At 68.0% G+C, this 25,736-nt stretch carries 34 protein-coding genes; 5 read left to right on the top strand and 29 right to left on the bottom strand.

Features of this window, described 5'->3' with window-relative positions; all coding sequences use genetic code 11:
- Position 1 precedes the first annotated feature (1 nt).
- From AC1DSD_RS16940 to AC1DSD_RS16805, 28 genes are all read right to left on the bottom strand, one after another.
- The gene (locus AC1DSD_RS16940; protein WP_478031731.1) at positions 2 to 1,720 is read right to left on the bottom strand and encodes a phage portal protein; all 1,719 of its coding nucleotides are present in this window, start codon (positions 1,718 to 1,720) and stop codon (positions 2 to 4) included.
- Positions 1,720 to 1,956, bottom strand: coding sequence for a hypothetical protein (locus AC1DSD_RS16935; RefSeq protein ID WP_478031730.1), 237 nt, complete (start codon positions 1,954 to 1,956; stop codon positions 1,720 to 1,722). Before AC1DSD_RS16935 ends, AC1DSD_RS16940 begins: the two co-directional genes overlap by 1 nt.
- Positions 1,957 to 2,209: 253 nt before the next feature.
- Entirely contained in the window at positions 2,210 to 2,395 is a 186-nt protein-coding gene (locus AC1DSD_RS16930; protein WP_478031729.1) for a hypothetical protein, read from the bottom strand.
- 263 nt (positions 2,396 to 2,658) lie between these two features.
- Positions 2,659 to 3,036: a hypothetical protein gene (locus AC1DSD_RS16925; protein ID WP_478031727.1), complete on the bottom strand. Its 378-nt coding sequence runs from the start codon at positions 3,034 to 3,036 to the stop codon at positions 2,659 to 2,661.
- 16 nt (positions 3,037 to 3,052) lie between these two features.
- A complete protein-coding gene (locus tag AC1DSD_RS16920; RefSeq protein ID WP_478031726.1) occupies positions 3,053 to 5,257 on the bottom strand; it encodes a terminase gpA endonuclease subunit in 2,205 nt (734 codons plus the stop codon).
- On the bottom strand, positions 5,250 to 5,777 hold the full coding sequence (locus AC1DSD_RS16915; protein WP_478031725.1) for an MmcB family DNA repair protein: 528 nt from the start codon (positions 5,775 to 5,777) through the stop codon (positions 5,250 to 5,252). The genes AC1DSD_RS16920 and AC1DSD_RS16915 overlap by 8 nt, the downstream gene beginning before the upstream one ends.
- Complete coding sequence (locus tag AC1DSD_RS16910; protein WP_478031724.1) at positions 5,774 to 6,346, bottom strand: hypothetical protein; 573 nt, start codon at positions 6,344 to 6,346, stop codon at positions 5,774 to 5,776. The genes AC1DSD_RS16915 and AC1DSD_RS16910 overlap by 4 nt, the downstream gene beginning before the upstream one ends.
- Before the next feature lie 214 nt (positions 6,347 to 6,560).
- Positions 6,561 to 7,277: a hypothetical protein gene (locus AC1DSD_RS16905; protein ID WP_478031722.1), complete on the bottom strand. Its 717-nt coding sequence runs from the start codon at positions 7,275 to 7,277 to the stop codon at positions 6,561 to 6,563.
- Positions 7,278 to 7,516: 239 nt separating this feature from the next.
- Complete coding sequence (locus tag AC1DSD_RS16900; RefSeq protein ID WP_478031721.1) at positions 7,517 to 9,652, bottom strand: DNA primase family protein; 2,136 nt, start codon at positions 9,650 to 9,652, stop codon at positions 7,517 to 7,519.
- The gene (locus tag AC1DSD_RS16895) at positions 9,649 to 11,571 is read right to left on the bottom strand and encodes a DNA cytosine methyltransferase (RefSeq protein ID WP_478031720.1); all 1,923 of its coding nucleotides are present in this window, start codon (positions 11,569 to 11,571) and stop codon (positions 9,649 to 9,651) included. The genes AC1DSD_RS16900 and AC1DSD_RS16895 overlap by 4 nt, the downstream gene beginning before the upstream one ends.
- A complete protein-coding gene (locus AC1DSD_RS16890) occupies positions 11,571 to 12,074 on the bottom strand; it encodes a hypothetical protein (RefSeq protein WP_478031719.1) in 504 nt (167 codons plus the stop codon). Before AC1DSD_RS16890 ends, AC1DSD_RS16895 begins: the two co-directional genes overlap by 1 nt.
- A complete protein-coding gene (dnaG, locus tag AC1DSD_RS16885) occupies positions 12,071 to 13,204 on the bottom strand; it encodes a DNA primase (protein ID WP_478031718.1) in 1,134 nt (377 codons plus the stop codon). The genes AC1DSD_RS16890 and dnaG overlap by 4 nt, the downstream gene beginning before the upstream one ends.
- Before the next feature lie 66 nt (positions 13,205 to 13,270).
- A complete protein-coding gene (locus AC1DSD_RS16880; protein WP_478031717.1) occupies positions 13,271 to 13,555 on the bottom strand; it encodes a helix-turn-helix domain-containing protein in 285 nt (94 codons plus the stop codon).
- On the bottom strand, positions 13,552 to 14,427 hold the full coding sequence (locus AC1DSD_RS16875) for a DUF5131 family protein (protein WP_478031716.1): 876 nt from the start codon (positions 14,425 to 14,427) through the stop codon (positions 13,552 to 13,554). The genes AC1DSD_RS16880 and AC1DSD_RS16875 overlap by 4 nt, the downstream gene beginning before the upstream one ends.
- Positions 14,424 to 14,822 (bottom strand): hypothetical protein, encoded by a 399-nt coding sequence (locus AC1DSD_RS16870; RefSeq protein ID WP_478031715.1) that lies wholly within the window; start codon positions 14,820 to 14,822, stop codon positions 14,424 to 14,426. The genes AC1DSD_RS16875 and AC1DSD_RS16870 overlap by 4 nt, the downstream gene beginning before the upstream one ends.
- Entirely contained in the window at positions 14,819 to 15,280 is a 462-nt protein-coding gene (locus AC1DSD_RS16865) for a hypothetical protein (protein WP_478031714.1), read from the bottom strand. Before AC1DSD_RS16865 ends, AC1DSD_RS16870 begins: the two co-directional genes overlap by 4 nt.
- Positions 15,280 to 15,546: a hypothetical protein gene (locus AC1DSD_RS16860; RefSeq protein ID WP_478031713.1), complete on the bottom strand. Its 267-nt coding sequence runs from the start codon at positions 15,544 to 15,546 to the stop codon at positions 15,280 to 15,282. Before AC1DSD_RS16860 ends, AC1DSD_RS16865 begins: the two co-directional genes overlap by 1 nt.
- Positions 15,543 to 15,914, bottom strand: a complete 372-nt coding sequence (locus AC1DSD_RS16855; RefSeq protein ID WP_478031712.1) for a hypothetical protein — start codon at positions 15,912 to 15,914, stop codon at positions 15,543 to 15,545. Before AC1DSD_RS16855 ends, AC1DSD_RS16860 begins: the two co-directional genes overlap by 4 nt.
- On the bottom strand, positions 15,911 to 17,197 hold the full coding sequence (locus tag AC1DSD_RS16850; protein WP_478031711.1) for a DNA-methyltransferase: 1,287 nt from the start codon (positions 17,195 to 17,197) through the stop codon (positions 15,911 to 15,913). The genes AC1DSD_RS16855 and AC1DSD_RS16850 overlap by 4 nt, the downstream gene beginning before the upstream one ends.
- The gene (locus AC1DSD_RS16845; protein WP_478031709.1) at positions 17,194 to 17,700 is read right to left on the bottom strand and encodes a hypothetical protein; all 507 of its coding nucleotides are present in this window, start codon (positions 17,698 to 17,700) and stop codon (positions 17,194 to 17,196) included. The genes AC1DSD_RS16850 and AC1DSD_RS16845 overlap by 4 nt, the downstream gene beginning before the upstream one ends.
- Positions 17,701 to 17,702: 2 nt before the next feature.
- A complete protein-coding gene (dnaN, locus tag AC1DSD_RS16840; RefSeq protein WP_478031708.1) occupies positions 17,703 to 18,995 on the bottom strand; it encodes a DNA polymerase III subunit beta in 1,293 nt (430 codons plus the stop codon).
- Positions 18,985 to 19,278 (bottom strand): hypothetical protein, encoded by a 294-nt coding sequence (locus AC1DSD_RS16835; protein ID WP_478031707.1) that lies wholly within the window; start codon positions 19,276 to 19,278, stop codon positions 18,985 to 18,987. Before AC1DSD_RS16835 ends, dnaN begins: the two co-directional genes overlap by 11 nt.
- Positions 19,275 to 19,742 (bottom strand): DUF4326 domain-containing protein, encoded by a 468-nt coding sequence (locus AC1DSD_RS16830; protein WP_478031706.1) that lies wholly within the window; start codon positions 19,740 to 19,742, stop codon positions 19,275 to 19,277. Before AC1DSD_RS16830 ends, AC1DSD_RS16835 begins: the two co-directional genes overlap by 4 nt.
- Positions 19,739 to 20,878 (bottom strand): hypothetical protein, encoded by a 1,140-nt coding sequence (locus AC1DSD_RS16825; RefSeq protein ID WP_478031704.1) that lies wholly within the window; start codon positions 20,876 to 20,878, stop codon positions 19,739 to 19,741. Before AC1DSD_RS16825 ends, AC1DSD_RS16830 begins: the two co-directional genes overlap by 4 nt.
- Positions 20,875 to 21,048, bottom strand: a complete 174-nt coding sequence (locus AC1DSD_RS16820) for a hypothetical protein (RefSeq protein ID WP_478031702.1) — start codon at positions 21,046 to 21,048, stop codon at positions 20,875 to 20,877. The genes AC1DSD_RS16825 and AC1DSD_RS16820 overlap by 4 nt, the downstream gene beginning before the upstream one ends.
- Positions 21,049 to 21,106: 58 nt before the next feature.
- Positions 21,107 to 21,415: a hypothetical protein gene (locus AC1DSD_RS16815; protein WP_478031700.1), complete on the bottom strand. Its 309-nt coding sequence runs from the start codon at positions 21,413 to 21,415 to the stop codon at positions 21,107 to 21,109.
- An 83-nt stretch (positions 21,416 to 21,498) separates the two neighbouring features.
- A complete protein-coding gene (locus AC1DSD_RS16810) occupies positions 21,499 to 21,996 on the bottom strand; it encodes a phage regulatory CII family protein (protein ID WP_478031699.1) in 498 nt (165 codons plus the stop codon).
- 34 nt (positions 21,997 to 22,030) lie between these two features.
- Positions 22,031 to 22,318: a hypothetical protein gene (locus AC1DSD_RS16805; protein WP_478031697.1), complete on the bottom strand. Its 288-nt coding sequence runs from the start codon at positions 22,316 to 22,318 to the stop codon at positions 22,031 to 22,033.
- 101 nt (positions 22,319 to 22,419) lie between these two features.
- On the opposite strand from AC1DSD_RS16805, the gene AC1DSD_RS16800 reads away from it, so the two are divergent.
- Positions 22,420 to 23,163: a S24 family peptidase gene (locus AC1DSD_RS16800; protein WP_478031696.1), complete on the top strand. Its 744-nt coding sequence runs from the start codon at positions 22,420 to 22,422 to the stop codon at positions 23,161 to 23,163.
- 1 nt (position 23,164) lies between these two features.
- On the opposite strand, the gene AC1DSD_RS16795 is transcribed toward AC1DSD_RS16800, so the two are convergent.
- On the bottom strand, positions 23,165 to 23,551 hold the full coding sequence (locus AC1DSD_RS16795) for a hypothetical protein (RefSeq protein ID WP_478031694.1): 387 nt from the start codon (positions 23,549 to 23,551) through the stop codon (positions 23,165 to 23,167).
- 142 nt (positions 23,552 to 23,693) lie between these two features.
- Between AC1DSD_RS16795 and AC1DSD_RS16790 the strand changes: the two genes are divergently transcribed.
- The 4 genes from AC1DSD_RS16790 to AC1DSD_RS16775 all read left to right on the top strand — a co-directional run bounded on the left by AC1DSD_RS16790 (position 23,694) and on the right by AC1DSD_RS16775 (position 25,710).
- Positions 23,694 to 24,128, top strand: a complete 435-nt coding sequence (locus AC1DSD_RS16790) for a hypothetical protein (protein ID WP_478031693.1) — start codon at positions 23,694 to 23,696, stop codon at positions 24,126 to 24,128.
- Between the two features lie 145 nt (positions 24,129 to 24,273).
- Positions 24,274 to 24,489, top strand: coding sequence for a hypothetical protein (locus AC1DSD_RS16785; protein WP_478031692.1), 216 nt, complete (start codon positions 24,274 to 24,276; stop codon positions 24,487 to 24,489).
- Complete coding sequence (locus tag AC1DSD_RS16780; protein WP_478031690.1) at positions 24,489 to 25,235, top strand: hypothetical protein; 747 nt, start codon at positions 24,489 to 24,491, stop codon at positions 25,233 to 25,235. Before AC1DSD_RS16785 ends, AC1DSD_RS16780 begins: the two co-directional genes overlap by 1 nt.
- Positions 25,225 to 25,710, top strand: a complete 486-nt coding sequence (locus AC1DSD_RS16775; RefSeq protein WP_478031688.1) for a hypothetical protein — start codon at positions 25,225 to 25,227, stop codon at positions 25,708 to 25,710. The genes AC1DSD_RS16780 and AC1DSD_RS16775 overlap by 11 nt, the downstream gene beginning before the upstream one ends.
- Positions 25,711 to 25,736 lie beyond the last annotated feature (26 nt).

Below are 25,736 nucleotides of genomic sequence, written 5' to 3'. Positions count from 1 at the left end.
GTCAATTCCCTTCCTGGCCGCTGCCGGTGCCACCCGACGCGCCGCCGGCGATATTGTCGGTCGTGTCGGTTGCCTCGGCCGTGCCGTTGCCGCCGCCGACCACGTTGGGGATCGGCAGCTTGCCGTCGACGAACCGCTGATGTTCGGCGATCCGCGTCGTGATGTTGGCGTCGTAATCGCCGCCGTTGAGCTCGGCCGTGATCTGCGCCCCGGTCGACCAGCCATGCGCTTCGTGAATTTCGAGCGCCTTGGCCTCGCGCGCCGGGTCCATCGACAATTTGCCGTCGCCGCGGAACCGCACCCGGCTCCACGCCGCGCGCTTGTTCTCGTCGGTCAGGAAGCCGGGCAGCTTGTAGCGGCCCCGCGCGACCTGCTCGAACAGCCAACATTCGTAGCGCTGGCGCTCGCATTGCCCGGCCAGCCAGTCGCGCCGCGGCTTGACCAGAATCTGATACAGGCTCTCGAACGCCGCGCGGCTCGCGGTGTAGCTCGACAGGAAGTGCAGCAGCAGCACCTCGACCGGGATGCCGGTCGCCGCGCCGATCTGCCGCGCCAGCCCCATGAAGAACGGGTCGAACGCCGGGTTCGGGCGCCCGGGCGTCTTGATGTCGACCTCGCTGTCGCTGTCGATTTCCAGCACCGTGCCGGGCTCGAGCGTATATTCGGGCCGGGCCGCCTCGTCGGGCTGCAGGCCACCGCTGACGATGCGATGCTCGTCATCCGCATAGATCGCCTCGGGCAGCGCCCCCGCGCCCGGCGACTTGTACGTGATCGCCAGCATCGCCGTCAGCACCGCGGCGAACGCCTCGGCCTGGGTCAGCGTCGACACCTTCTGGATGATATCGAGCACCGGGGCCAGGAACGGCACGCCGCGCGTCTGGCTGGCGCGCTTCTTCCGGGCGACCAGGAACGCCGTCGGCAGGCCGGTCTTTTCACCCCAGGCCGGGATGAACATCGTGTCCGCCGCCACCCGGGTGCGGAACGCGCCGGGGTCGCGTTTCAGCACGCTGAAGGCGATCGGCGCGCCGTAATCGTCCTGCACCACGCCGGCGATGCACACCTGGCCCGCATAGGGCCCGCTCGATAGCCTGAGTCCCTCGGTGTGGCCGTTGGGCGAAACGATCCAGTCGGCCTCGTACATCTTCCACGCCGTCGCCGATCGGCGCCCGCGCTGGTTTTCCGGCATCACGCGGACCTGCAGCACGTCGCCGCCAGTCATTTCGGCGCGCATCGTGATTTCCTGCAGCGCATAGCCGGTCGACGATTGCTCGGCGTCGGGATCCTTCGACGCCATGTACTCGTCGTAATCGACCCGCATCCGCTTGAGGATCGGCGCGAGCGCCTCGGGCGTCATGCCGACTTCCTCGGGGTCGATCTCCGGAATCGCCATCAGCCCGGTGCCGATGGTGAACTCGATCGGCCGCTCGATCGCCGCCGTCGCCAGCGGCATGTTCGCCGTGGCGTAACGCGACGCGCCGATCAGCGTGGTCTGGCCGCCGATATAATCGACATTGGCCGAGCGCGGCCGGCGCTTGGTGCCGCGAATGCCGCCGCGGCGACCGGCGTCGTAGATGCTCGGGCCGGTCAGCCCTCCCAGCGGCACCTCGCTGGTCAGCGCCGAGGCCGCCGCCATCGCGCTGCGCTCGGCGATGCGGCGCACGCCCGCCGACGGCGAGACGAAGCCGATCGCGCGGTCGATCAGGTTGAGCCGCACGTCCATCAGCAGCCGATCCGCGCCACGCCGCGACGGGCGCGGCCAATACTGGCACCGCTCAGCCGCGCCAGGTCGGCCTGGGCTTGCTTGTACCCGGCCTGCAGATCGCGGAGCGGCGCGCGCACCAGCTCGCGGCCATCGGGCATCTTGTACGACTGGTTGCCGAGCGCGGCCTGGATCGACGCACGATATTGCGCGACCAGGTCGCGCTGGTCGTCGATCTCTTCCTGCGATGCCGCCATGGGTGTGCCGAGCCTTTGTTGGTCCCGCTCGCGAAAAGTGGGGCAGTCTTGCTGGACTGCCCCGCGAGGTCAGGGAGGTTGCCGAGGGGGTGCGGGCACGAAAAAACCCGCGCCGGTTTCCCGGGCGGGTTCCACATGCTCGCAACTTTTCGACGATTGCTGCCTTGTCAAATGATCGAGTGGCGCGTCAACCCGGCCACAGTTACAAAGGCGCGTTCAAAGTATCGCGCAGATTGCAACCGATAATCGCTGGCTAATTATCGTCCGGCTCGTCGTCCTCGATCGCGCCGCTCAGGTAAAGGCGGCCGGGGATCGAATATTGTCCCTCGTCATCCTCGTTTTCGGTGCCATCGCTTTCGGCCTCGCCGTCGCCGTCCATCGCGTCGAGCAGCGAGATTCCCGCCGCGACGAACAATTCGAGCGTGATCCTAAAGTGCAACCACTCGCTTGCCGCCTCGGCGGCCACCCCGTCACTTGCTCGACTCTTTGGATGATCTCGCGGCGCAATTCGCATTCCAGTCTCTCCCCACGCACACAGGCGAGCGAAATCGCCCGCCCTCCCCCGTGCGCCCCCGGCGCCCATTGAAGCGCCCGATGGTGACCGAGCCGTTACCGGGCGAGGTCAACGCGCCGGTGACCACTTGTTAAAAACACCCGAAATGAAACTATTACGGTGCGGGGTCGCCGAGCGCGAGGCAAAGATCAGCCATGGAGCTGTTGAAGACGAATGGCGTATTCGGCGTAACCCTCGCAGTCGCGGTGCGACAACAGCCGGCCGTCGGCAATCCGAAATCTTCGCCCATCTAGTTCGATCGTCGAACCGAGCCGGCAGCAGTTTGCGGCCTCGTCGATCGTGGATTCTTCGACGGTCGCGGCCTGCGAAAGCGCCCTTCGGTCGGCTGGTGCCCCAACCGTGAGCAACAGCACGGACCCCTCGCCAGGGATAATTGCGGTGACCAGCGCGTCGTCGAACCCGCTCGGGGTGTTAGGATTGGCGGGCCGCCGTTCGATGGTTTCGTCGTCCTCCCAGGAGGCTTTCCTCAAAGCACCGATAAGTGAATCGCTGATATTCTGTTCCATACCCTCTCCTATCAAATCACCGCGCCCGATGCACCCGAACCGACCGCCTGGGCCCACCACGCCGCGGCGCCGGGCCCGGCGAGGGGCTGGGCATGGGCGCGGCCGGGGGCATGTCGCGGGGCGGCTCAGCGTCGTCGCGGTCCTCGACCGGTGCCTTTTCCGGCGCGGCCAGCTTGCGCGGCGCACCGCGGGGCGGCCGGGCCCATTCGGGCACCCAGGCCAACGACGCGTCGCCATCGGCGAAGCGCAGCACCACGGTGAAGGCATAAATGTAAAGGTCGAGCGTCTCGTTGGGGCGGTGATCGGGGCGGGTCCATTGGCCGTCGATATTTTCCTCGGCGCGCATTTCGGCGATCCAGGGCGCGGCGACCAGCGCCGGCTGGGCCTCTCCACGCTTGCGCGGGAGCGTGTCGCCGGGGAAGGTGATCGACCCGCCGCCCCCATCGGCAATCCGCAGCCGGGTATCGACCATGTCCTTTTCGCGGTTGACGTTGGGGCGATAGAGCTCGGCCTGGGGGGCGCCCTTGATCTGGCGCTTGGCGTCGATCGTCGGGGGCGGCAGCAATTTGTCCTGCGGACGGTTGTTGCCCTTGATCAGCGTCAGCGCGGTAGCCGGCACTTTCGGCCGGCCCGATCCGACGTCGCCGGCGACCATCGCGTGCCACCATTGGAACGCATTGTCGGTCGCGTTTTCTAGCCCGCCGGTGTCAACCGCCGTATTGAAAATCTTCATGCGACCGGCGCGACCGTCCGCCATCGGATAGGTCAGCGACAGCACCTGTTTGTGCAGCACCGACCAATCCTCGGGGCGGATGAACGGGCGCAGCTTTTGCGCGCGACCGTCGCGCTCGATCGTCAGGATCTCGAACCGGTCGACCAGCCAGGCGCGGAAGCCCGAGCCGAACGCCCACACCGCGACCTCGAACCGATTGCCGTGCTGGTCGATCGAGGCGATCAGGCAGGTCGCGCCGTTGGGCACGGTGCGCAGGCGATGCGTCGATAGCCGGGTGCGGGCGAGCAGTTCCTCCTCGGTGACGCCGGGCTCGCCGGTGCCGCGCGGGACGTAGTTCTTGCCGATGACGTTCTGGTAGAAGGCGCGCAGCGGGCCCTCGTCCTGCGAGGTGGCATAGGCGAGCTCGGCATTGCGCCATTGCCGCGCCATCGCTGCCCAGGAGCGCATGCCCATCAACCCGTCGAAATGGACCGAGCAGCGCTTGGTCGCGACCAGCTCGCCGGTCTTTCCCTCTGGGTCGGCGCGACGGCTGGCCGCCTGTTCGCCGCGCCCGATCCAGCGGCCGGTCGCCATCAACGCGCGCTTGTCGCTCTGCTTGTGGTCGACGCCGCAGGCCGGGCAGACCACGCCGGCGCTGTTGGCGGCGTCCTCGGCGGAGCCGGTCGTGTCGAATTTCAGGACGTGTTCGGTGTCGAGATTGAACGGCTCGCCGCAGTCGAGGCAATCGACCCACCAAAATTCGTTGGTGCCGGCCAGGCGTAGCGCGACGATGCCGGCGCGGTCGCCCTTTTTCGGGGTCGAGTTGATGTAGACCTTGGTCTTTCCCATCATCTCGAACGAGCCCATGCGGCCCTTCAGGCCCGACAAAGCATCGCCCTCGCCGCCGATATCGTCGGGGAAGTCGTCGTAATCGTCCTCGCGCCCGCGGCTGAACGGGCGCGACCGGAACGTCGTGCTGACCGGGTGCAGGAAGTGCATGTCGCAGCCGCGAAACTGCTTGAGCACGACATTGTCGGCGCCGCCCGCCAGCTGGCGGTCCTTGGCGCGGGGCAGCATCGCGCCATCGGGGGCCCGCCACTCGACCGCGCTGTCGATCATCGGTGTGAACTGGGTGGTGACGTAGGACGCCATCGATCCCTTGTCGCTCATCACCGACAGGAAATCGGCCTGGTCGTAGAGGATCGTGTGCAGCTGCCAGTTGTTGCCGATCTCCGACTTGCCGGTCTGCGACGGGCCGTCGACGATTACCTCGTCATAGGGGCTGTCGGCGTGGAGCATGTCCATCGGCCGATCGAGGAAGCGCATGTCGTGCGGGCTGTCCGCCCAGGGGCCGCTATAGCCCTGCGGGTTGACCAGCACGCGATGGCGGCGCGTCGATTCGGAGACCGAAACCTTTTCCGGAAAGCGCAGCTCGGCGAAACAATCCGCCACCACGGCGCCAGCATCGGCAAACGCCGGCGGGGTCGAGGTGGCGGGGAGGTCAAGCATCGTTGATGCCGAATTGCCAGGGCTGCTTGCCCAGGTCCCGAAGCCGCTGCGCCGCGTCGCGCAACTGCCGCTTGAGGCGATCGCGTTCCTTGCGAATCAAATCGGCGTCCCGACGGATGGTGCCGCTGTTGCGCAACAGGGAAACGATCAGCTCCCAACTTGGTGCGTCCTTGTCCCGCAACGGCGCGGGGACGACCACGTGTTTCTTGCCGTCGCGCATCTCGATCAGCCCGGCCCAATCGGGGATTTCCTCGGCGCTCAGCAGGCCGGGCGGCGTCACGTAATAGAACCGGTCGCTGAACAGTCGCGCCTCACGCTGCTTGCCGTGGCTATCCCGACGGAAGTCGGCGCGCGAAATCTTGATCTCATAGGCGGTTGCGGCGTAGCCCTTCGACTGGCACGGCGCGATCGTCCAGAAATCGCAGCGTCGCGCACCAGTCGAGAGCGCCAACTCGCTTGCCCAGATCATCGTGTCGTCGCAGGCCGCGATCAACGCGTCGAGGATATCGGCCGCGGTCACTGTCCGTCACCCGGCTGGGCGATGCCGATCGGCCCGAGCGAGGTGACGAAGGCGTCGACGGCGCGGGCGATGATGCCCTCGAGCGGGCGGACCTGGCCGGGTTCGAGCCCCGCGACGATCGCGAATTCGCCGGGGCTGAGCGCGAGGCGGCGCCGCAATTCTACGCAGGCACCGGTCAGCACGTGCTGCAGCTCGGCCTTTTCGATCAGCTCGCCCATCGCCTTCCGGAATTCGAGGCCCTTGAACGCCGCCTCATATTCCTCTTTGCGCTGGCGGCCCGACAGGTTGAGCGTGTCGCGCGCCTCGGCATTCTCGCCGACCAGGTCGAGCCGCATCTGCGCCAGCTGCGCGCGGCGTTCGGCGCTGGCGTTGGTCTCGTCATCGCAGCGTTTCTGCCACCACTCGACGCCGCCCCGCGCCTCGATCTCATAGCCGCGACCGCGATCGCCCTTGCGCACCAGCCACGCCGGTTCGCCCTCGACGGTCCGCAGGTGCACCCGCATCGTCTCCGGCGTGATCCGGCACAACTCGGCGAATTCCTCGAGGTTGACGATCAGCGCGTCGGTCATTTCCTGTCGCCCCCGGCCATTTTGGCGCGCCGCACCCCGCCAGCCAGTCCAAAAAGCAAAACAAAACCACGAATTATCACCCACTTGGCGCAATTAACACGCTTCGCGCTGCCGCATCGCATTGGTTCAGGGCGCGCTGGGAGGACCCGAAGGGGGGGTGCCCAGGCGGACGGTGCCGCGGCATCGCGCGGATGGATGGTGGCCGCTGCCGAGGTCACGCCGTCACCTCGAGCCAGGGCTGGCGCGGCGCGGACGGGCGCAGCACGACGAAGCCGAGCGCGCGCATCGACAGCTGCCAGGCCAGCGCGTCGAGTGCCTCCCACCAGCGAGCATAGTCTGCCCGTGACCGCGCCACCTCAAGATCGCCGCCAACGGTGATGATCGGGCAGAACCGTGCGCGCCCGTCATCGGCGGTTTCCCAATGGGCCTCGCCTGGACGTATCCATGCGATGGGAAAGTGGCGTTGCTCGGCTGCCCAGCCATCGGGGCGGCCAGCCTGCCGGGCATAGTGCCGCACCAGCGCCCCTCCCGCCAGGCCATCGACTGCATGCGCGACCGCCTCGGCCACGGGATGGACGCAGTCGCGGACGATGACGCCCGAGCCCTGCACCCGGCATCCCATGTGCGCGATGTCGGCGAGCACCGCACAGCCATCGCTCGACCGACCGCGCGGCTCATAGCCCATCGCCTCAGCCTCGACCGCATAGAGACCACCCATGCCCGAGCGATCCACCCGCTGATCCCGATACGCCCACACCGCCAGCGCCTCGACGTCCATCGATCCCGTCGCTTCCCATGGCCGAGCGGCAGGCGCGCCCTGGTGCCGCACCGGCAGACCCCCGCCACGCGGACGCCGCACCACCACGCCACGTGCCGGCGACATGGGCCGCACGATGCGATCGTCGCTCCCTTCCATCGGTGGAACCGTCATCGCTCAATCCTTCCAGCCAATCGGCCAAGTTAAATCATTGGAAACAGTGTTTATCTTTTCTCACATGGAACCATTGGAAGGATTGGAAGGGTTATCCTGTCTTGTGCATGCGCACCTGCCCGCGCCCGCACCTGTCATGGAGTTTCAAGAAACCTTCCAACCCTTCCAAACCCGCACAAATCCGCGCTTTCTCCCTTCCGCGATGGTTCCGTGTCCCTTCCAAAGTGGAAGGATCAAATTCAAAGTGGCCCGTCGTCGAACGGCGGCCAGCCGGGGTCGCCGGGCGGCGGATGCGCGTCGTCGACCCCGCCATCGGGCGGCGCGTTGCGCTCGATCGACATGTCGATGTCGGCGCGCACCTCGCCCTTGTCGTCGACGAAATCCCATTCCTGTTTGGTCAGCCTGAACCCCAGCCACTGGATCCCGTTCGACGCCTTGTTGTCGAACCCGCGATCCTTCATGGCGCGCGTCAGGCCCTTGTTGCTCCACGGATTTTCGCCCGCTGCCTTGCACCACGCGCAATAGACTTTGTAGAGGACCGACGATTGCGTCCGCGCCCCCTCGTCCTCGGCCGTGCACAGCCGCAGGAAGCTCGCCAGCGGGTCGCTGTCGTCGCGATAGGCAAGGCTCTGGATGGTGACGTCGTCGGGCTCGACAAAGCCGTTCTGCATCCAGTCGACGACCCCGCGCACCATCCACGCCAGGATGCCGGCATGCTCGCCCGCCAGCCGCGTCGGCAGCCCGCGATCCTTTTGATGTTCCTCGAGGTGCGATTCCCACAACAGCACCTTGGCGCGCCGCCAGATGCCCTCGGTCCCCTGGACGATATCGGGTTTCTTGTTGCACCAGATCGTCCATTTGAAGCTCGGCGTGAAGCGGAAGAACGACCGGAAATTGTCGCGCGCCAGCATCGGATCGCCGCCCGTGACCGAGTTGATCAGCGGTTCGTTGAACTTCGACCCAGCCCCCGGCTCGCCGCTGGTCAGGAAGCGCACGCCCGGCAAGCGCACGATGTCGGGCGTCGCCTGGTCGCCGCGTTTCTTGATCCCTTCGTCGAGGAACGTCTCGACGTTGGTGATCTCGCCATAATCGCCCGCGGCATCGCGCGCCGCATTGCCCACGGTCGACTTGCCGTTGGCCGCGGTCGGGCCCCACCAGATATGGAAGATTTGCTCGCCCATGTCGCCGGTCAGGCAATAGCCGAGCCACTGGCGCAGATAGCGGCGCCGCTCGCGTTTCGGCTGCGCCCATCGGATCAGCGCCTGCCACTCGTCGGCCTTGGCGTCGGGTTCGTAATCGCACGCCGTCAGCTTGGTCAGCAGATGCGCGCGATCGTGCGGCATCAGCTCGACTCGCGCCGGCCCGTCGTCATCGGGCGGGATGAAGCGCAGCGTGCCGTTATGGCAATTGAGCAGCATCGGGTCGGTATCGAAATCGGTGATCTCGACCGTCAGCCAGCGCTTGGCGAGGTTGGCGATGCACCCCAGCCGGCCCGAGCTTTCCGACGATCGCCCCCACGCACCGAGTTTCTTCGACAGCGGCTCGGTCTTGCTCCCCGCGACGACCGCGCGATCCATCGCGCCCTCGGCATCGAGGTGATCGCGGCGCAGCTTGTGCACGGCGACGAATTTCGCCCACGCCTCGTCGCCCATCACCAGCCCGTCGGTCGAAAAGCCACTCCCCGCGACCAAATGCGCCTCGTCCTGGATGGCGCGCACCGTCTCGAACACCGCGCCCAGCACCTCGGCCGGCGTCGCGTCCTTTTCCTGCACCAGCACGCGGTAGCGCCGCCCGTCATAGCCGAGCCAGCCCTTGGCCGTGGTATAGAGGAAATCGCGCCCGAACCGCTCGCGGAACCGCTCGGCATTGCCCAGGTCGGTGCGCTGGAAGCCGGCGCAGCGATAGGTCGCCAGGTCGCCGGTCAGGTCGTACCCCTTGCGAACCCCCGCCCAGAACGATTTGCGCATCGCGGCCAGGTCGAACGCGTCCCCGAAGTCGGCGAAAGCTTCCTCGCCATCGACATAGTCGATCAGCCCGGCCCGCATCCGCCGCCCCAGCGCGAAGGCGAAGCCGTTGGCCTGCTTGTCCGACACCGCATCGCGCGACCGCTCGCGCTCGAGCCACAGCCGGTGGACGCGCCGCAGCACCGCCTGCACCCCCGCCCCCTGCTCGGACAAGGAAGGCCCGATGCTTCCATTCGGAAGCATGTCGTCATCGCTCAGTCCCGGGGGTGGCGGGGGAAAGGCGAGATCGTAGCGCGCGCGCCACGACGCGACATATTGCGCGCGCGTCTCGTCGTCGCGGATCGCGCCGGCAATCGCCGCCAGCCGCTTCCACAGCGCCGCCCGCGCTTCGGGGGTGCGGGGGATGGTCAAGCGGCCACGCTCTCCGCCATCACGTCGGCGAACTGCGCGGCGACCAGCGCGCACGCGATCGGCGGGCAGACGCTGTTGCCGCACTTGGCGACCTGGGCCGTCTTGGTGATCGGCGCGCCACTCGAGTCGTGGTCGATGATGTAGTCGGGCGGAAAGCCCTGGGCGTTGAACAGCTCGCGCGGGTTCAGCATCCGCATGCCGATATCGACGATGACATATTCCTCGCCGTCGATCGTCACGGTGACCAGCGCGTGCCGATCCTTGGTCGTCACCGTGCCGAGCGGATCCTCGATCCCATGTCCCTCGGCTTCGTTGCCGTAATATTTGAGCAGGAACGCGCGGATTTCGCCCATATGCGTGCCGCCGGCGCTGATCGTGTGCAGAGGTTCGTCGGTCGGCTGGCCGTCGCGGCTGGTCCCGCGCAGCTTGATCAGGTTGGACGCGACGACCGCCTGCAGCGGCCCTTTCTGGACGATCGTCGACACCGGCTCGTCGGCGCCATGCCCAGGGTTGAGCTTGCGCCCCTCGCGCGTCTCGCTGAATTGCGCGAGGAAAGCGGTCACCGCGGCGTGATTGTTGCGCTGGGCCATGACAGTGCCGAGCGGCACCTCGGCGGGCTTGGCGCGCGGCTCCTGACCCTGCCGCTCGCCGTTCCCGCAATGAACCATGTGCGCCGCAACCAGGACAGCATCCGCCTTGGTAGTCGTCGTCGGGTAGGGGCCAGCGACGTCGACCGGCGCGCTCTGCCCTCGTCGACCGCCACAGCCGACGATCACCGGGGAAATGGCCACCTCGACCAGCGCGCTATCCTGCGACGTCGATATCGTCGGGAATGGCTCAGTCGATTCGTGCTGCCCCTTGCCGCGCCGCTTACCCTTGCTGTCGACATCGCCGTGCGCGGTGCGGGCAAAGAAAGGCGCGACGGTCGCCTCGACCACGCCCAGCGGCGCCGACCCGCCCGGCCGCTTGACGAAGCTGTTCGCCGTGACGGTGTGCATCGGCTCGTCGACCGCGTGGCCGACCGCGCCGTTGCGGAACTTGGTGACATGCGGGACGACCACAGCGTGCTCGCCTCGGTTCGCCCCGGTGACTGTCGCCATCGGATCGTCGATGCTGGCGCCCCGCGCACCAGGCTGATGATGCGTCAGCGGCACGATGAACGGTCGCGGATTGTTGACCACGAACTTCATGATGCCATGCGCGATCCGCGCCAGCGTCTTGTCGGCCAAAGGCTTCTTGCGATCGAAGATCGATGGGCACGGGATCGACCAGTCGATGATCTCGGCCGCGGTGCGCCACGGCAGGCGCTTGCCCGCCAGCACCTCGGGCGAGTCCGGCTTGCCGTGCGTCGGTTCTGGCCAGACGATCGGCCGGCCGTCGCGGCGCGCGATCATGAAGAACCGCTTGCGGATCGTCGGCGCGCCATAGTCGCACGCGCGCAGCTCGCGGAACTGCAGCTTGTAGCCCGCCTTGCGTAGTTCCTTGCACCATTGCTCGAACGTCTCGCCGGCGCGTTCCTTGATCGGCTGACCCTCGCCGTCGAGCGGGCCCCAGGTGCGGAATTCTTCGACATTTTCGAGCAGGATGACGTCGGGCTTCACGCGCTTCGCCCACAGCACGACGATCCACGCGAGGTCGCGGATCGACTTCTCGCGGGGCTTGCCGCCCTTCGCCTTGCTGAAATGTTTGCAATCGGGCGAGAACCACGCCAGTTCCACCGGCTCGCCGCCGGTCACGTCGAGCGGATCGATCCGCCAGATATTGTTGCGGATATGCCGGGTCGTCGGGTGATTGACCTCATGCATGCGGATGGCCTGTTCGTCGTGGTTGATCGCCACGTCGACCGCCCTGCCCAGCGCCATCTCGATGCCGGTCGACGCACCGCCGCCACCCGCGAAATTGTCAACGATCAGGCCCATCACCCTACCCCCACGACATCATCGAAATCGGAATCGGCGCACGGCAGCGCGCGCTCGGCCACCATCTCATCGGCCGCGCGGAACACGTCCCCGGGGTGCCGAAACCGCCGCGTCGGTGTCGGGCCGGTCTCGTCCCAGTCGCAGAAATGGTCGCGCACCATCGCGTCGAGCGCGCCCCAGGCGGTTTCCTCGCTCCACTCGGGCTCGTAATAGCCGCTGACCGCGCCGACCATGATCGTGCCCGGCCATGGGTGCGACGGCATGCTCACCTTGACATAGGGGTAGCGCGTCCCGGCACGGCATCGCGGCGCCAGGACGATCTCGCCTTCGCTGAAGGTGTCGGTGTGACACGACGGGCACCGCTCCCAGTGCTTGCGCGCCTTGATCACCAGCCCGTGGTAATTGTCGTCGGCTTCCGCGCGGAATTGCTGCCGATCGTCGCCAAGCAGCGGCAGATAGGGCGCCGCACGCTTCGACAGCTTCTTGAGAATCCGCAGGTTCACGCCGCCACCCCCACCACAGCATCAAAAACGAAATCGCTCAGCGGCATCGCGGCCGACAGCACGCGCTCCACGCCCTCGCGCCCCTCGGCGCGTGCCAAATCGTCGGGATCCATCCCGTCGGGCAGCAGCGCGACCGCCAGGCTGGCGCCGCCGCCCGCCCCCGCCATCGTCGTGCCCAGCATCGGCATCGCCCGCTCGCMCGCGCGCMGCGCGGCGCCGCGCCCGGCCTTGTCGCCGTCGAGCAGCAGCACCGGGCACTCGCACACCCGCCACGCGCGCTCGAGCTGCGCTTCGGTCAGCGCGGTGCCCATCGGCGCCACCACCTCGGCCACGCCGACGCCGTCGAGCGCGATCGCGTCGAAATAGCCCTCGACGATCACCAGCCGCCGCGCCTCGCGCGCCGCCGGCGCCGCGCGGTGCAGATTGTACAGCGTCCGCCCCTTGTCGAAATGCGGCCCCTCGGCCGAATTCTTGTACTTCGCCTGCTGCCGGTCGGACGTCGCGCGCCCGCCGAACCCGATCACCCGCCCGCGCGCATCGTGGATCGGGATCATCAGCCGCTGGCGAAAGAAATCGACCCAGCCGTTATCGCCCTCGACCAGCAGACCGACCGCAGCGAGCTCGTCGACCGAGCGCCCCGTCGCCGCCACCCCGCCCATCCGCGGCGCCAGCCCCAGCCCGAACCGCGCGACCGCCGCCGCGCCGACGCCGCGATCGGCGAGCATGGCGATCGCCGCCGGCTCGGCCGCCAGCCGCCTGGCATACCAGTCCGCCGCCGCCTCGAGCACGCCGCCCGCCCGCTCGATCCGTTCCTCGCGCTCGCGATAGTCGGGCGACGGCGCCGGCACCTCGAGTCCCGCGCGATCGGCCAGATCCTTGACCGCGTCGATGAACCCCAGCCCCTGCCGCTCGGTCAGCCAGCGGATCGCGTCGCCATGCGCCGAACAGCCGAAGCAATGATAGAATCCCTTGTCGTCGTTGACGTAGAACGACGCGGTCTTCTCATTGTGGAACGGGCAGCACCCCTTGTGCTCGCGCCCCGCCTTGGTCAGCTTGACCGAGGCGCCGACCAGCGCCGACAGCGACGTGCGCGCGCGCAGCTCGTCCAGAAATTGCGGCGATAGCGACAAAAGAACCCACCCCTGAAATCGGAGAAAACGACCACCCCGCGTGGCCGGCATGCGTGTGCGATGGCGTCAGGTCGGGGCGGCCGGTTTCGCCAGCGCGTGCCCGCAGGTCGGACAGGTGACCGTGACGGAAATGGCCGCCGGCACCGACAACCAGTCGGCGATCGTTTCCATCGGCACCGCATAGGCAGCCGCCAGGTCACGACATATCGCGATCGACGGGCTCTTGATCTTGCCGTTTTCGAGTTGCGACAGGTACGCGTTGCTGACACGGCCATCGGTGATCGCCTCGACGTCGCGCAAGGTGAAGCCTATCTGCTCGCGGCGCGCCTTGAGGGATGCGGCGACGATCACCGCGATGCCCTGAAAGCGACCGGCATGGCCGAGTGTTCGACGCCATCCAGCAGGCGGCCAGCGGCGCGCCTGCCGCATCGGCTGACCTCACAATCGGGCGCGAAGCGGTGCCGCTCCCTGCCATTGGCCCGCGTCATGTCGACCGGCGCCCATTCGCCCCATTGCTTGAAGAAGAACGGAACGCCGGCAGCTGCGCATTGATCGCGAAGGGCGCGCGGCCCGCACGGGTCGATCGGCCGCGCGCCCTTGCCGCTTTCGCCGCCGACGATCAACCAGTCGAGCAGCGCCAGCCATTCGTCGCGCAGCACGATGCGGCCGAGCATCGGCTCGATCGACAGCCCCACCCAGGGAATGCCGAGCTTTGCCTTGAGCGCGAGCAGCCGCGGGATATCGCGGTCGGCTTCTTCCTGGTTGACGACCGAGATCATCAGTCTGGCATGCTCGGGCCATTCGGTGCGCCCGATCGCCGCCAGCCGCTTCTCGATCACCGTGACGCGCTTGGTGACGATCTGGATTTGCAGCCGGTCGCACGCTTCGATCCGGCCCCACGCCTCGTCGAACCATTCGATCGGCACCTCGGTGTCGAACAGGTCCGACATCGACTGGATGAACACCCGCCGACGAGGCGTCGCATGAATCTGCCCGATATGATAATCGGCCGCCCACCACGCATAGTCGTTGTCGAGCCGATGGATCAGCTTGACCGCGCCCTTGATCTTCCGCCGCGGCGCGCCGACGCCCCAGATCCCGCCACCAAACCGCTCGGACCAGGTCTCGGCATAGCAATGGTCGCAGCCTGGCCCGACCTTGGTGCATCCCCACCAGAAATTGACGGTCGCGTCGGTCCATTCGATGCCGGTCGTGGCGCTCATTTGCCCGCCCTCCGCACCGCGCGGGCGCCGCCGGTCGCGCCATAGACCTTGCTCGTCGCGCCCGACGACACGCGGACGTCGCGATACTCATCGCCCTTGTGCGCCTCGCGAAACGCGATCAGGTCGCCGTCGACCAGGTAGATCGCGCGAGGATTGCCATGGCCGTCGACGCGCAACCGCTCGATCGCCGCGTCGATCCGCGCCAGGATCGTGTCGGCGCCGACCGCGATCACCCCCGACAGCCGGGCATCGGCGATGCGCTGGTCGATGAAGGACGCGCGCGGGCGCGGCAGTGGCGCGGACTCGCGCGTGGGCGACACATCGCGCACCGGCACGCTCGAAATCGGCCGATCGTACTGGCCCGCCCGCCTGTTCCAGGGATCGGTGCCCATCATGCCGCCTCCACCGCTCGGCTCAGCAGAAGCAGGATGAACGGCGCTATCTCATCGGCACTGCAATTGCCGCGGACTCCCGGCTGCGCCCGCAACGATTGGACATAGCCGACCAGCGCATCCGCGACCTGCGCCGTCGCGGCATGATGCGCCGGGCGGTCATCCCGCGACGTTTCCACTTCGATTGCCGCCAGCATCGTCTCGACCGACGTGAATTCGGTCGGGTGGGTCGTTTCCGATCCGGCATAGGCATGGCTGACGCGATGGTTGCGATCACCCCACAGCTGCAGGCGAAGCTGTCGCAACCCGATCGTCTTCTTGAAAGTGACGACGCGGCAACCGCCAACCCGGTTATCACCATCGGCTTCCCATCCGCCCAGCTTGCGCAGCGCATCGGTATAGGGTCGAATATTGAGCGACTGAGCCGCCACGTCGGCGGAAATCGTTTCAAACGAGTCCATCACAAAACCCCTTCCTGAAAACCGCCCTCGCCCAGCCGCCGCGCGGCGATCGCCGCCGGGCTGTGGGCATTGAGCCAGTCGACCGCCTCGATCGCCGCGGCGCCCTCGCGATGCTTCGCCTTCGCCGCGCGCGCCGACGCCAGCCGCCCGCGGATATCGTCGGGCACCCGCGCCCAGCAGGAATCGCACACCGCCTGCCAGTAACGCCGGGTGCGCGGGCATCCCGCCACCGGGCAATCGTGCGCGCTCTGCCGCCCGTGCTTCATGCCGCCCTCCGTTGCCGGCGCGACCAGCGCAGCTCGCGGTTCGTCTCCGCCGGGATCAGCTGGTAATGGTCGCGCTCGATGCACAATGTCCGCTCGCAGCGATGGTCGAGGTTCATCCCCGCCGGCACGCGCGGCTCGGCGAGCATCCCCTCGACCCAGGCGACCGCGACATGTACCCGCACCGATCCGATGCCGGGGATCCAGATCGAGCCATAGGGCCCGCTTGACGGCCGCCCGCCGCCCTTCGACTGCGCGCCGGTCCACAGCCGGCACGGCGTTGTGAGCCCGTTGCGCGAGCCGAGCAGCACCCGCTGCCGCGCCGCGATCCGCGCGGCGACCAGGACACGAAGGCATGCCGGGAGCGTCATGCCACCTGCACCTCGGCGAACATGCCGGCCGACGCCGCCAGCCGGCGCCGCGCGATCTCGACATAGTCGGGCGACAATTCGCAGCCGATCGCGTCGAACTGCTCGGCATCGGCCGCGATCAGCGTCGATCCTGATCCCATGAACGGGTCGAGCACCACGCCCCCGGGCGGCGTGATCAGCCGCACCAGCCAACGCATCAGGTCGACCGGCTTGACCGTCGGGTGCTTGTTGCCCTTGTCGAGGTCATGACAGCCGGCGTGCCGCTCGGCCTGGTCCGCCTTCGCCGAATAGAAGAACCGCGCGGCCGAGCCGCCTTCGTCGTCATGGCCCATCAATACTTCGGCTTGACCGACGAACTCGCCCAGGACTCCACTGCGCTTACCACTGCGCGCCTTCGACGGAGCGTCATTGCCCGGAAAGGCGGCGAGCACATCGGCGCCGCCGTCGTGGATTACGTTCGCAGGCCAGCGGCCATTGACCGGGCGAGGATCACCATCCTTGCCCAGCCCCATATTGCCTTCGTTCCAAGTCTGGCCCCCAGCCCCAGCCCCAGCCCCAGCCCCAGCCCAGCCAGTCACCTTCTCGCTGTCAATGCGGCATGCGTCGATGTTGAGCGCCCCGGTGCCATGTGCCAGCACGTTCGCCGCGACGGTCCCCTCGAGCGGCTTGCGCGCCAGCACGATCGGCTCGATCGCCGGTTTCAGCGCGGTGCCCCAGCCTTCCCATGCTGCCGATGCTGCCGCAGTGACATCACGTTCGAAGCCAGGGCGTATAGTGCCATGCGCCACATCGAGGAGCGCACCGCCGCGAATATCGTTGGCGATGTGCTCGCTGCCAACGACCGGGCGCGCGTCACCATTGTGGCGGTCGATCCCCTTGCTGACATCGTGCGACTTCGGAAAGCCGCTGCCATAGAGCCAGGCGATCTGGTCGCGGATCTCGAACCCGGCATCCTCGATCGCGCAGACCATGCGGTGATAGGTGCGCGTGCCGGAAAAGGCGACCAGGTGCGCGCCGGGCTTCATCACCCGCAGCACCTCGCGCCAGGTCGCGGCGCGGAACGCGACGTCGCCGCCGTCCCAGGTCTGGCCCATGAAGCCCTTGCTGGCGCGCGCATAGGCGCCGGTCTTCCCCGCCCGCGCCGGGGCCGCGCCGGGTTGCCCGAACCGTTTGACGATGCTGGTCAGGTGATAGGGCGGATCGGTGACGACCGCGTCGACCGAGGCCGACGGCAGCTCGCGCAGCCGCTCGCGCATATCCCCGGTCAGGATGCGGACGGTCACGGCTCGCCGCACCCGCGACCGACCAGCTCGCCCTGCTCGCCGCCGGTGAAGACCTGCCACGGCACGAAACGCTCGCCGTGCGGGCACCAGAAGCCCCAGTCGCGGACCTTCGGGCCGGTCAGGAACAACGAGACGCAGCGCCCGCCCTCGGGAACGATCAGCCGGTGCGTGTCGGTCGCCCGCCGGGTGACGCAATCGCCCGCCACACGTTCATGGCTATAGGCCTCGAGCCATGGCTGCTGCTGGTAATAGGTGACCTCGGTATAGCCGCCATCGATGATGTATGACGTGTTGCCCCAGGGATGATCGTGCCCGGCGCGATCGTCGTCGCTGCGCAGGATTTCGTGGAGATAGACGTTGCACGCCTCGTTGCGCGGGATGATCCACCACCGGCGCAGATACGGGTTCGCCGCCTCGCCGATCACGAAGTCGGGCGCGCGCGCCATGACGCCCGCCGCCCATGCCGCCATCTGCTCGCGGCTCGCATATGCCAGCGCCGACATCGTCACACCCGCATCGGCATGAGGACGTACAGCCCGCGCGCGTCGTCATTGGCGTCGCGGATCAGCACCGGGCCCGCCGCGTCGCTCAGCTCGAACCGCGCGGTGTCGCCCTGGATGCGGCCGAGCATCTCGACCAGATACTGGCCGTTGAACCCGACGGTCAGGTCGGCGCCGTCATGGTCGCACGGCGATTCCTCGCTCGCCTCGCCCATCTCGGGCGACCGGCAGCTGATCGTGACCAGGTCGCGCGTCAGGTCGACGCGGATCCCGCGTTCCTTGCCGCTGGTCATCACCATCGCCCGGTCGACCGCCGCCGCCAGCGTCTTCGGGTCGATCAACAGGATATTGCCGTTCGCGCTGGGGATCACGCGCGTGTAATCGGGGAACTGGCCGTCGATCAGCTTGGTGGTCAGCACCACCTCGCCGAAATCGAACACCGCCTTGCCGGTGCCGATCGCGACGTCGACCGGGCCCTCTACCCCATCGAGCATCTTGTCGAGCACGCCGATCGCCTTGCGCGGGATGATCACCCCGTCGAGCGCACCGGCGCCGTCGGGCTGGGGCAGGTCGAACCGCGCCAGGCGATGCCCGTCGGTCGCCACCCCGCGCAGCACCATGACGACGCCCTCGCCGTCCCCGGTCGGCCCGCGCGCCTCGGTCGCGTGGAGATAGATGCCGTTGAGATAATAGCGCGTTTCCTCGGTGCACATGGCGAAGCGCACGCCGTCGATCAGCGCGGCCAAGTCGAACGCGGCGAGCTCGAACTGGTGCGCGAAGGCATCGGCGATCATCACCGGGAAATCCTCGATCGGCAGCGTCGGCAAGGTGAAGCGCGCGCGGCCGGCGGTGACCAGCATCTTGCCGGGCGTCAGGGTCAGCGTGACCAGCGCCTCGGCATCGATCTTCTTGACGATCGCCTCGAGCGTGGCCTCGTTGACCGTGGTGGCGAACGCGGGCGCATCGCTATCCTGCTCGACGTCGATCATCCGCACGCATTGGAGGTCGAGGTCGGTGCCGGTCAGCGACGCCCGCCCGTGCACCGCCTCGATCCGCAGGTTGGACAGGATCGGGATGGTGTTACGCCGCTCGATCACCGCGCCGATCCCCGCCAGGGCCGCCTTCAGCGTGCCCGCGGCGACCGAGATGACGCGGGGCGGGCCGTCGGGCGCGGGCGGCGTGTCGGCCTTGCGGCTCCGCTTGGGCTTGGGCGGATCGGACGGGGTTTCCGTCTCGACCGTGTCGGCATTGTCCTCGGGCGCGGTGGGGGCGTCGGGCGCCAGCGGTTCATCGGTCATGTTGGTCTCCATCGGAATCGGCGAGGCCGGCGCGGATCGATTGCGCCAGGCCGATGATCAGTTGCCCGGCGTTGCGGGCGAAGTCGGGATCGTGCTGGTGCTGGCTGATCGGTGCTTCCCACGACTCGCGCTTGCGCGGGCCGGCGATCAACCGCGCGGCGAAAGCGTCGAGATAATCGGCATCGCGCCGCCGCTGCGCCGCCTCGCCCGCGGCGAAGGCGTCTGTCAGATCAGTGTCGCGATCGAGCGGACGCGACGATGCTGCACAGCCGCCGTCGGTCATGGCTGCACCGGCGCGTTGGCCAGCGCGCCCAGCACGTCGACATGGCAAGGCGAGCAGTCGGCGCACTCGACCCCGAACGGCTTGCCCTCGGCATGCGCCGGACACAGCCCGCACCAGCAAGCGAGGTCGCGCCCGCGCAGATCGTCGATCGCGGGAGGCGTCGGGACGGCGATGGTGTCGCCGTGCAGCATCACGTGCAAGTTGCCGGCAAGGACCTCGACCCCGGACGGCGCCAGCGGCCCCGCCAAAGGATCGAGGCCTCGCCAGCGCCGGTAGAGCTCGACCGCGCACGCCGTCCGCCCGACGCGATCGCCGCGAAAGCCCAGCGACACCGCGATCCAGGTCAGGTCTTTCTCGCGGAACGGATTGCCCTGCTTACCCGGCCGCGCGCAATTGACCGCGCCCGCGGGAAGCCGGAACCCCTTCGCGCGCGACAGGCGGATGCGTTTCGGCGCGCCGGTCATGGCTGCACCGCCGACAGACCCGCCTCGATCACGCGGACCAGCATCGTCGCCGGGGTGGTCTCAGCCGCCCGCGCCTGGCCAATCACCCCGCGCAGCAGCTCGGGCCACTTGCGCCGCAGGAACACGAACGCATCCTCGGGATCGGCGAGCAGCGCCGCCTGGAGCCCGACGACATTGGCCGACAGCGGTGCCTTGACCGTGCCCGTGCATTTCGCTTGCCGCCGCCGCGCCCCCATCGCCACCGCCTCGGCATTGATCTCGTCGATCAGGTTCGAGCGCCGAACCTCGTCCGGCGTCGTCCAACCAGCCGAAACGTCCCCCGGCGCCGCGGCCCGCGACGCTGCCGCCATCTCGGCCGCTTCGCGCTCGGCAAGCTCCAGGTCAGACGCATGCACCTGGTCACGCGTCGTGCCGTCCGGCCAACGCGCCATGAACGCGCGGATCATCCGCGCCGTCTCGGGGCGCGCCGTCCGCCGTGCGCGCAGCGCGCCGACAAAGCCGTAAGTGTTCAAGGGCACCGCGCCCGCGACGTCCGCCGTCGGTCGCAAAGCGGACACGGCGGGATGGGTGTGGCCGGGGACTTCCAGGAGGGGGGAGGAGTCCCCGGCCGCCGCGACGTCACCCTGCTCGCATCCGGGGTGGACGAAGGGCTCGGTCGCGGGTTCGATTGCTGGCGGTTTTACGGGTCTGCCAACCGTGCCGTCTGTTTTGTGCGCTATTGCCTGCCGGGCCGCGCGACCCGACTCACGCTGGGGAGGACGGCCCCGCCCCGCTGCCTCGGAAACTGGTGCAGTCTCTCCCGCTGTCGCGTCCATAAGCTCAGACGTTGCAGCCGATGTCCGGGCATCGGCACCCCTACTCACGGGCTCCACGGGGGTTTCGGCGCTGTTGGCAACAGCCCCCGCTTCATCACCCGCTTTCGCGCGGTATTCCTCCATCATCGACGCGCTCAATTCGAGCGTGCCGAACTTGATCTTGCCGGCGTTGCGCAGCGACCGGATCGCCTCGTTCGCCTGCCCGCTCGACAGCCGGCTGTGCTTGGCGACCAGCGTCACGGTCCAGCGATCCCCGCCATCGGGCGGCGGCAGACGCAGCGTCGCGACGACGGTGCGCTGGTTGGCCTGGGCCGCGCTCATGCCCGCAACCCCTTGGCCAGCCGCCACAGCAATATCGGCGCGACCGTGATGCACAGGATAAGCAGCACGATCAGCGCGAGCGCGATCATCGCCATGTCGGCCAGCCAGGCGCGCGCCCGGCTCACCACCGCGGCACGCCGAACGAGCGCCACCACGCGGCGATCGCGCACGCCGCCTTCGCCGCGCTGACGGCGACCAGCAGCACGATCATGGCGAGCAGCCAGCCCATCACGCGCCAACCCGCACATACGGGCGCTTCGCCGACGGGTCCTTCTTCGGGTCGGTCAGCGGGCGCGACGATCGCTCGGCGAGGTAGAGAAACTTGTGCGGTTCGAGCCGTTGCTGCTTGAGATAGACGAAGCCCAGTGCCTCATAGTCGCGCAGCGCCTGGGCGACCCCGGGACCGGCGAACATCTCGGCATTGTAGCCGACTGCGTAGGGCACCACCGCGTGTGGCTGCGCTTCCGCGATCCAGGCACGCAGATCGGCCGGAGTCATGCGGTAATGCGCGCCCTTGACCGCCGGGAGCGTCGGCATCGTGCTTGCGATCTCTTCCCCACTCACCCCGATAACCCCTTATGCCAGATGGAATTTGCTGCCCGCTCGATCGCTGCGCCCGATCAGCCGGGCGGCGGGGGCGGTCGCAGCTTCGCCAGCGCACGCCTCAGGCTGGCGACCACGTCGGCCAGCTCGTCGGTCTCGCGCATCGCGTCCTCGATCTCGCGTGGCGCCATATTGGTCGACGCCGCCATCCGGCTCGCCAGCGCCTTGATCACGTCGCCCGCCTCGGCCGCGATGCTGCCGACCAGCATCGGCAGGCTCGCCTCGTCGCCGGCATCGCCCGCCGGGACCAGCACGAACCCCTGCCGCCGCGCCAGCGCGCGGGTGATATGCGGATGGCCGGGCCGCCCGGTGCCGTGATCCTCGATCGTCGCGACCTGATCGATGCGAAGGAACACGCGGGTCGTGCGCGAACAGGCGTCCGACAGGACCGACTGCAGCGCCACGCCGGCGCGGTACATGCGAGACTGCCCGCCAGCGGCGTCCATCGCCGAGTCGGTCGCGATCTTGAGGTCGAGCTCGTCGTGGCTCAGCGTCTGGGTGCGGTCGATCGTCATGAGCGGTTCTCCGCGGATGCGAGATCAAGGAACGTCATGCCGCCTCTCCCATCCGGTTGATGGCCGGACTGGAGCTATCGGGCGACGTCGCCCCGCCCTCCCCGCTATTCGCCGCATCCTGTTCGGCGATGAACCCGAGCAGCTTGTTGGCCAGCGTCAGGCTGACCGACCGGCCGCCGCGAAGATTGGTCAGCAAGGCGCCGTCGCCGGTCGCGTCGAGGCCAAAGCGAGTCGCCGACATGCCGGGCGTGCGCTCGAGGAAATCCTCGATCTTCTGCAACAGCGCCTTGTTGGGGTCGGAACTGGGAAGGATATTGGTCATGGGAGCGGTGGCTTAATGAGATATTTCCAATGACGCAAGTGGCCATTGCGGAAATTTCTTCACCTGCCCCTGTGGCGGCGCATGGGATATTCCCAACGCCGATGGCGGACCTCCCCACTTCCAACGACCCGTCGCGGCTGTGGCAGCTGTTCGATTCGATCAAGCCGGCCGAGCTGAGCTGGGCCGAATGGGCGCGGCGATCGCGCGTCTCGGCCTCGTTCTTCACCGACATCCGCCGCAAGGGCACCACCCCGGGCTATGCCACGCTCGGCCGCGTGCTCGGCGTCGTCGGCATGACGCTGTCCGACTTTCACACGCTCGAGCAGGAACGCGACGGTGCCCCGCTGATGGCGCTGCATTCGCCGCGCACGCCGTTCACGTCACCGGGCGATCCGCGCGACGTGCCAATGCTCGGCACCGCCCAGGCCGCCGATTTCCAGGTGCTGGCCGACGGCACGCCGCTGTTCGCCGAACAGATCGACGTCCACCTCGACGAGGTGATCGACATGGTCCGCCGTCCGCCGGCGCTGAAGGATCGCAAGGCGGTCTATTCGCTGACCGTGCGCGGTGTCTCGCTCAAGCCCAAGTTCGAGGATGGCGACCCGATCTATGTCGACCCCGAACAGCGCCCGGCGATCGGCGACATCGTCATCGTCCAGATGATGACGCGCGACGAGGATGGCGAAGGCCGGGTCGCCAGCGTGCTGATCAAGGAACTGGTGCGCCGCGCCGCCGACTATATCGAGCTCGAGCAATATAACCCGCCGCTGCGTTTCCGCGTCGCCGCGCGCGATGTCGCCGCGATGCACCGCTGGGTGCCATGGCGCGACCTGGTCAGCTTCTAGCCTAGAATTTTGTCCGCACCTCGGGGAAGCCGGTGAACGGGCCCGCCTCGCACCGCCCGGCCGACTTTGCATAGAAGCGCGCGCCGTCGCGTCCGCTCGCCGTCAGGATCGTCTGCTCGCCGCTGTCGCGCTCGATCACGTTGATCGAATAGTCGGTCGCGCCCGGCGCGGGATTGCCCCGCTGGTCGAGCGTGATCCGTGCCGGCTGCACCTCGTAGATCTCGCGCACCAGCCGGCACGCATCCTCGCAATAAATGCCGTGCGCGAGATCGACCCGATAGACGATGCGATAGGGCGTCGATCCGTCCTGTGCACCGCCCTGCACCGTCGCGATACCCGTGCACACCAGATTGAACGCGGACCCTGCCGCCACCGCCGCAAGCCACATGGCGCGCCTCTCCAACACTGTCCCGCGGCGAGAGACTAGCACGGCGCCCCCAGAACCTCGTCGCAGACTTTTCCAATGTCGTAGTTGACGCATTGGATATTTCTCATTATCCACCGCTCCCGTTGAACCAACGGAGGGCATCATGCTCAAGGCATCCGCAGACTTTCCCTATCCCGGCAGCGAGGCGTTGCTCGGCGATCGCCGCGTCAAGATCATCCGCACCGAGCGCGACGGGCGCCGCCTCGTCCAGGGCATCGGCCGCCCCCAGCTGACCCGCACGGTCGAGCTCGACCAGCTGAGCGATGCCAGCCTGCCCGACGATCCGCTCGGCCGCTGGTATGGCGAGCGCGTCACCAGATCGGTCGGCGACCAATTGCCGACCCCGACCGCCGACCTCTATCGCGACTTCGCCGGCTTCCTCCGTGCCCGCGGCGTCGACGACACCCGCATGCCGACCCGCCACGCCTTCGCGCATTTCCTGTCGCTCAAGGGGCACACGACGACCGTGCGCCGCGTCGACGCCGGCAATCACCGCTGCGTCGACCTGCAATTGCTCCCTCTCCTGGTGGCCGCGTGATGGCGAATCACATCGTCGGGCTCGGACGCTACTTCGTCTACATCGCTTGGCACGGACGCGCCGCACCGATGCGTAATTGGGGGTATCAAGGGCCCTGCGATGGCCTGCGCATACGGTCGCTCCTTCTGTTCTGGACAGAGATCAGTTGGGGACGGCAATGACCGCGCTCGACCTCCCGCCGCGCGAGCGCCCGGCCGATGCGCCGGCGCTGACCCCGATCCGCCCTTGCCGCCTGCGCCAGCCCGACCTGCCGTCGCTCGCCGAGGTGATCGTCGACCGCGTGACGCTCGGCGTGGTCGCGGCGATGGCGCTGATGTTCATCGCCCAGGGCGCCCGCGCCCTGCTCGCGGGGTGGCTGTGATGGCCGCCGAGCCCGACGCCACCGCGCCCGCCCGCCAGGCGATCGCCGAGGCACTGACCGCCATTGCCACCCGCGAACCGCAGCGTGCCGCCTATATCGCCGGCCTCGCGACGCAGATCCGCGACGGCAAGCCGTGCCTGCTGCCGTCGTGGCTGGTGGTGGAGATGGCGGCGTCATTGACCATGATCGCGACAGACAGCGCGCCCAGTTTAAAAGCCGGTGATCGCGTCAGCCACCCCGAATTCGGGCTGGGAACGATCGACCATCTCGATCAGTACGAGTCACCCGTGGTGCTATTCGACGGGCGAAGAAGCTTTCCGGACGAAACGCGGATGGTGATCTTCGTCGGCTGCGCATGTGATGAACTTGCGATCGCGGAAATGACCACCGTTGAAGGGCTGGGCGCGGACGTGCGGGCGCGGTTGCTCAACCTTGAAGATGCCGCCGAACATGCGTCCGAGCCGCTGTCCAGCGAATTGCTGGCGATCATTGACGCCGTTCGCGCCGAACCCGCCACCGCGCAGGGGGATGTACGGGGGCTAGACGTTCGCCAGATCGCAGCGATCAACGAAGCTGCCGAGTTCCTTGATTCGTGCGCTGGCGAGGAACTGGAAGTCGACGGCAAATGCGCGCTTGCCTTGGTGGAGGAATTGCAGGCCGCTTTCTTCGACGAGGACCAGCATGATTGCTTCCATCTGGAAGTGCGCGCCGCCCTCGCAACACTCGGAGCGCCCCATGCAGCATGAGGCGCCGGCAGGCCACAGCGATTGGTCCGATCTCGCCAAGGTCGCCGCGCGCCTCCACGCCGATCGCGCCGGCGTACTCCCCGCCGATGACCCCCGCGTCGAGCGTATGGCGATCGTCGCCGCCGTCTGGCGCGCCGTCACAACCCGCGCGCCGATCGACGCCCCCGCCGCCGACTGGCCCGCGATCCGCGCCGACCTGGCCGAGACCTTCCACCGCGCCGCCGACCGGGCCACGCGCGCACCAGGTGACCTCGCCATCCACCACACCCGCGATGCCATCGCCGCGATCGCCTGGCATTTCGATCCGGTCTCGCCGAGGATCGACACTCCGCAGATCGTCTTCTGCCACACCACCACCCTGGCAATCCGCGCGCGCATCGCTGCCGCGCGCCGCGCGCCGTCGTCGCCAGCGCTTCCCCAGTCCGTCCGCCAACGCAGCCAGCCCGCCGGCCCATTGTTCGGCGCCGCCGCGTGACCTTCGCCTTTGCGCCTCCGTCGTTA

Source organism: Sphingomonas sp. P4_D12 (assembly GCF_056401895.1).
Note: the sequence above shows the minus strand (reverse complement) of the source record. Positions and strands in the feature narration are given on the sequence as shown.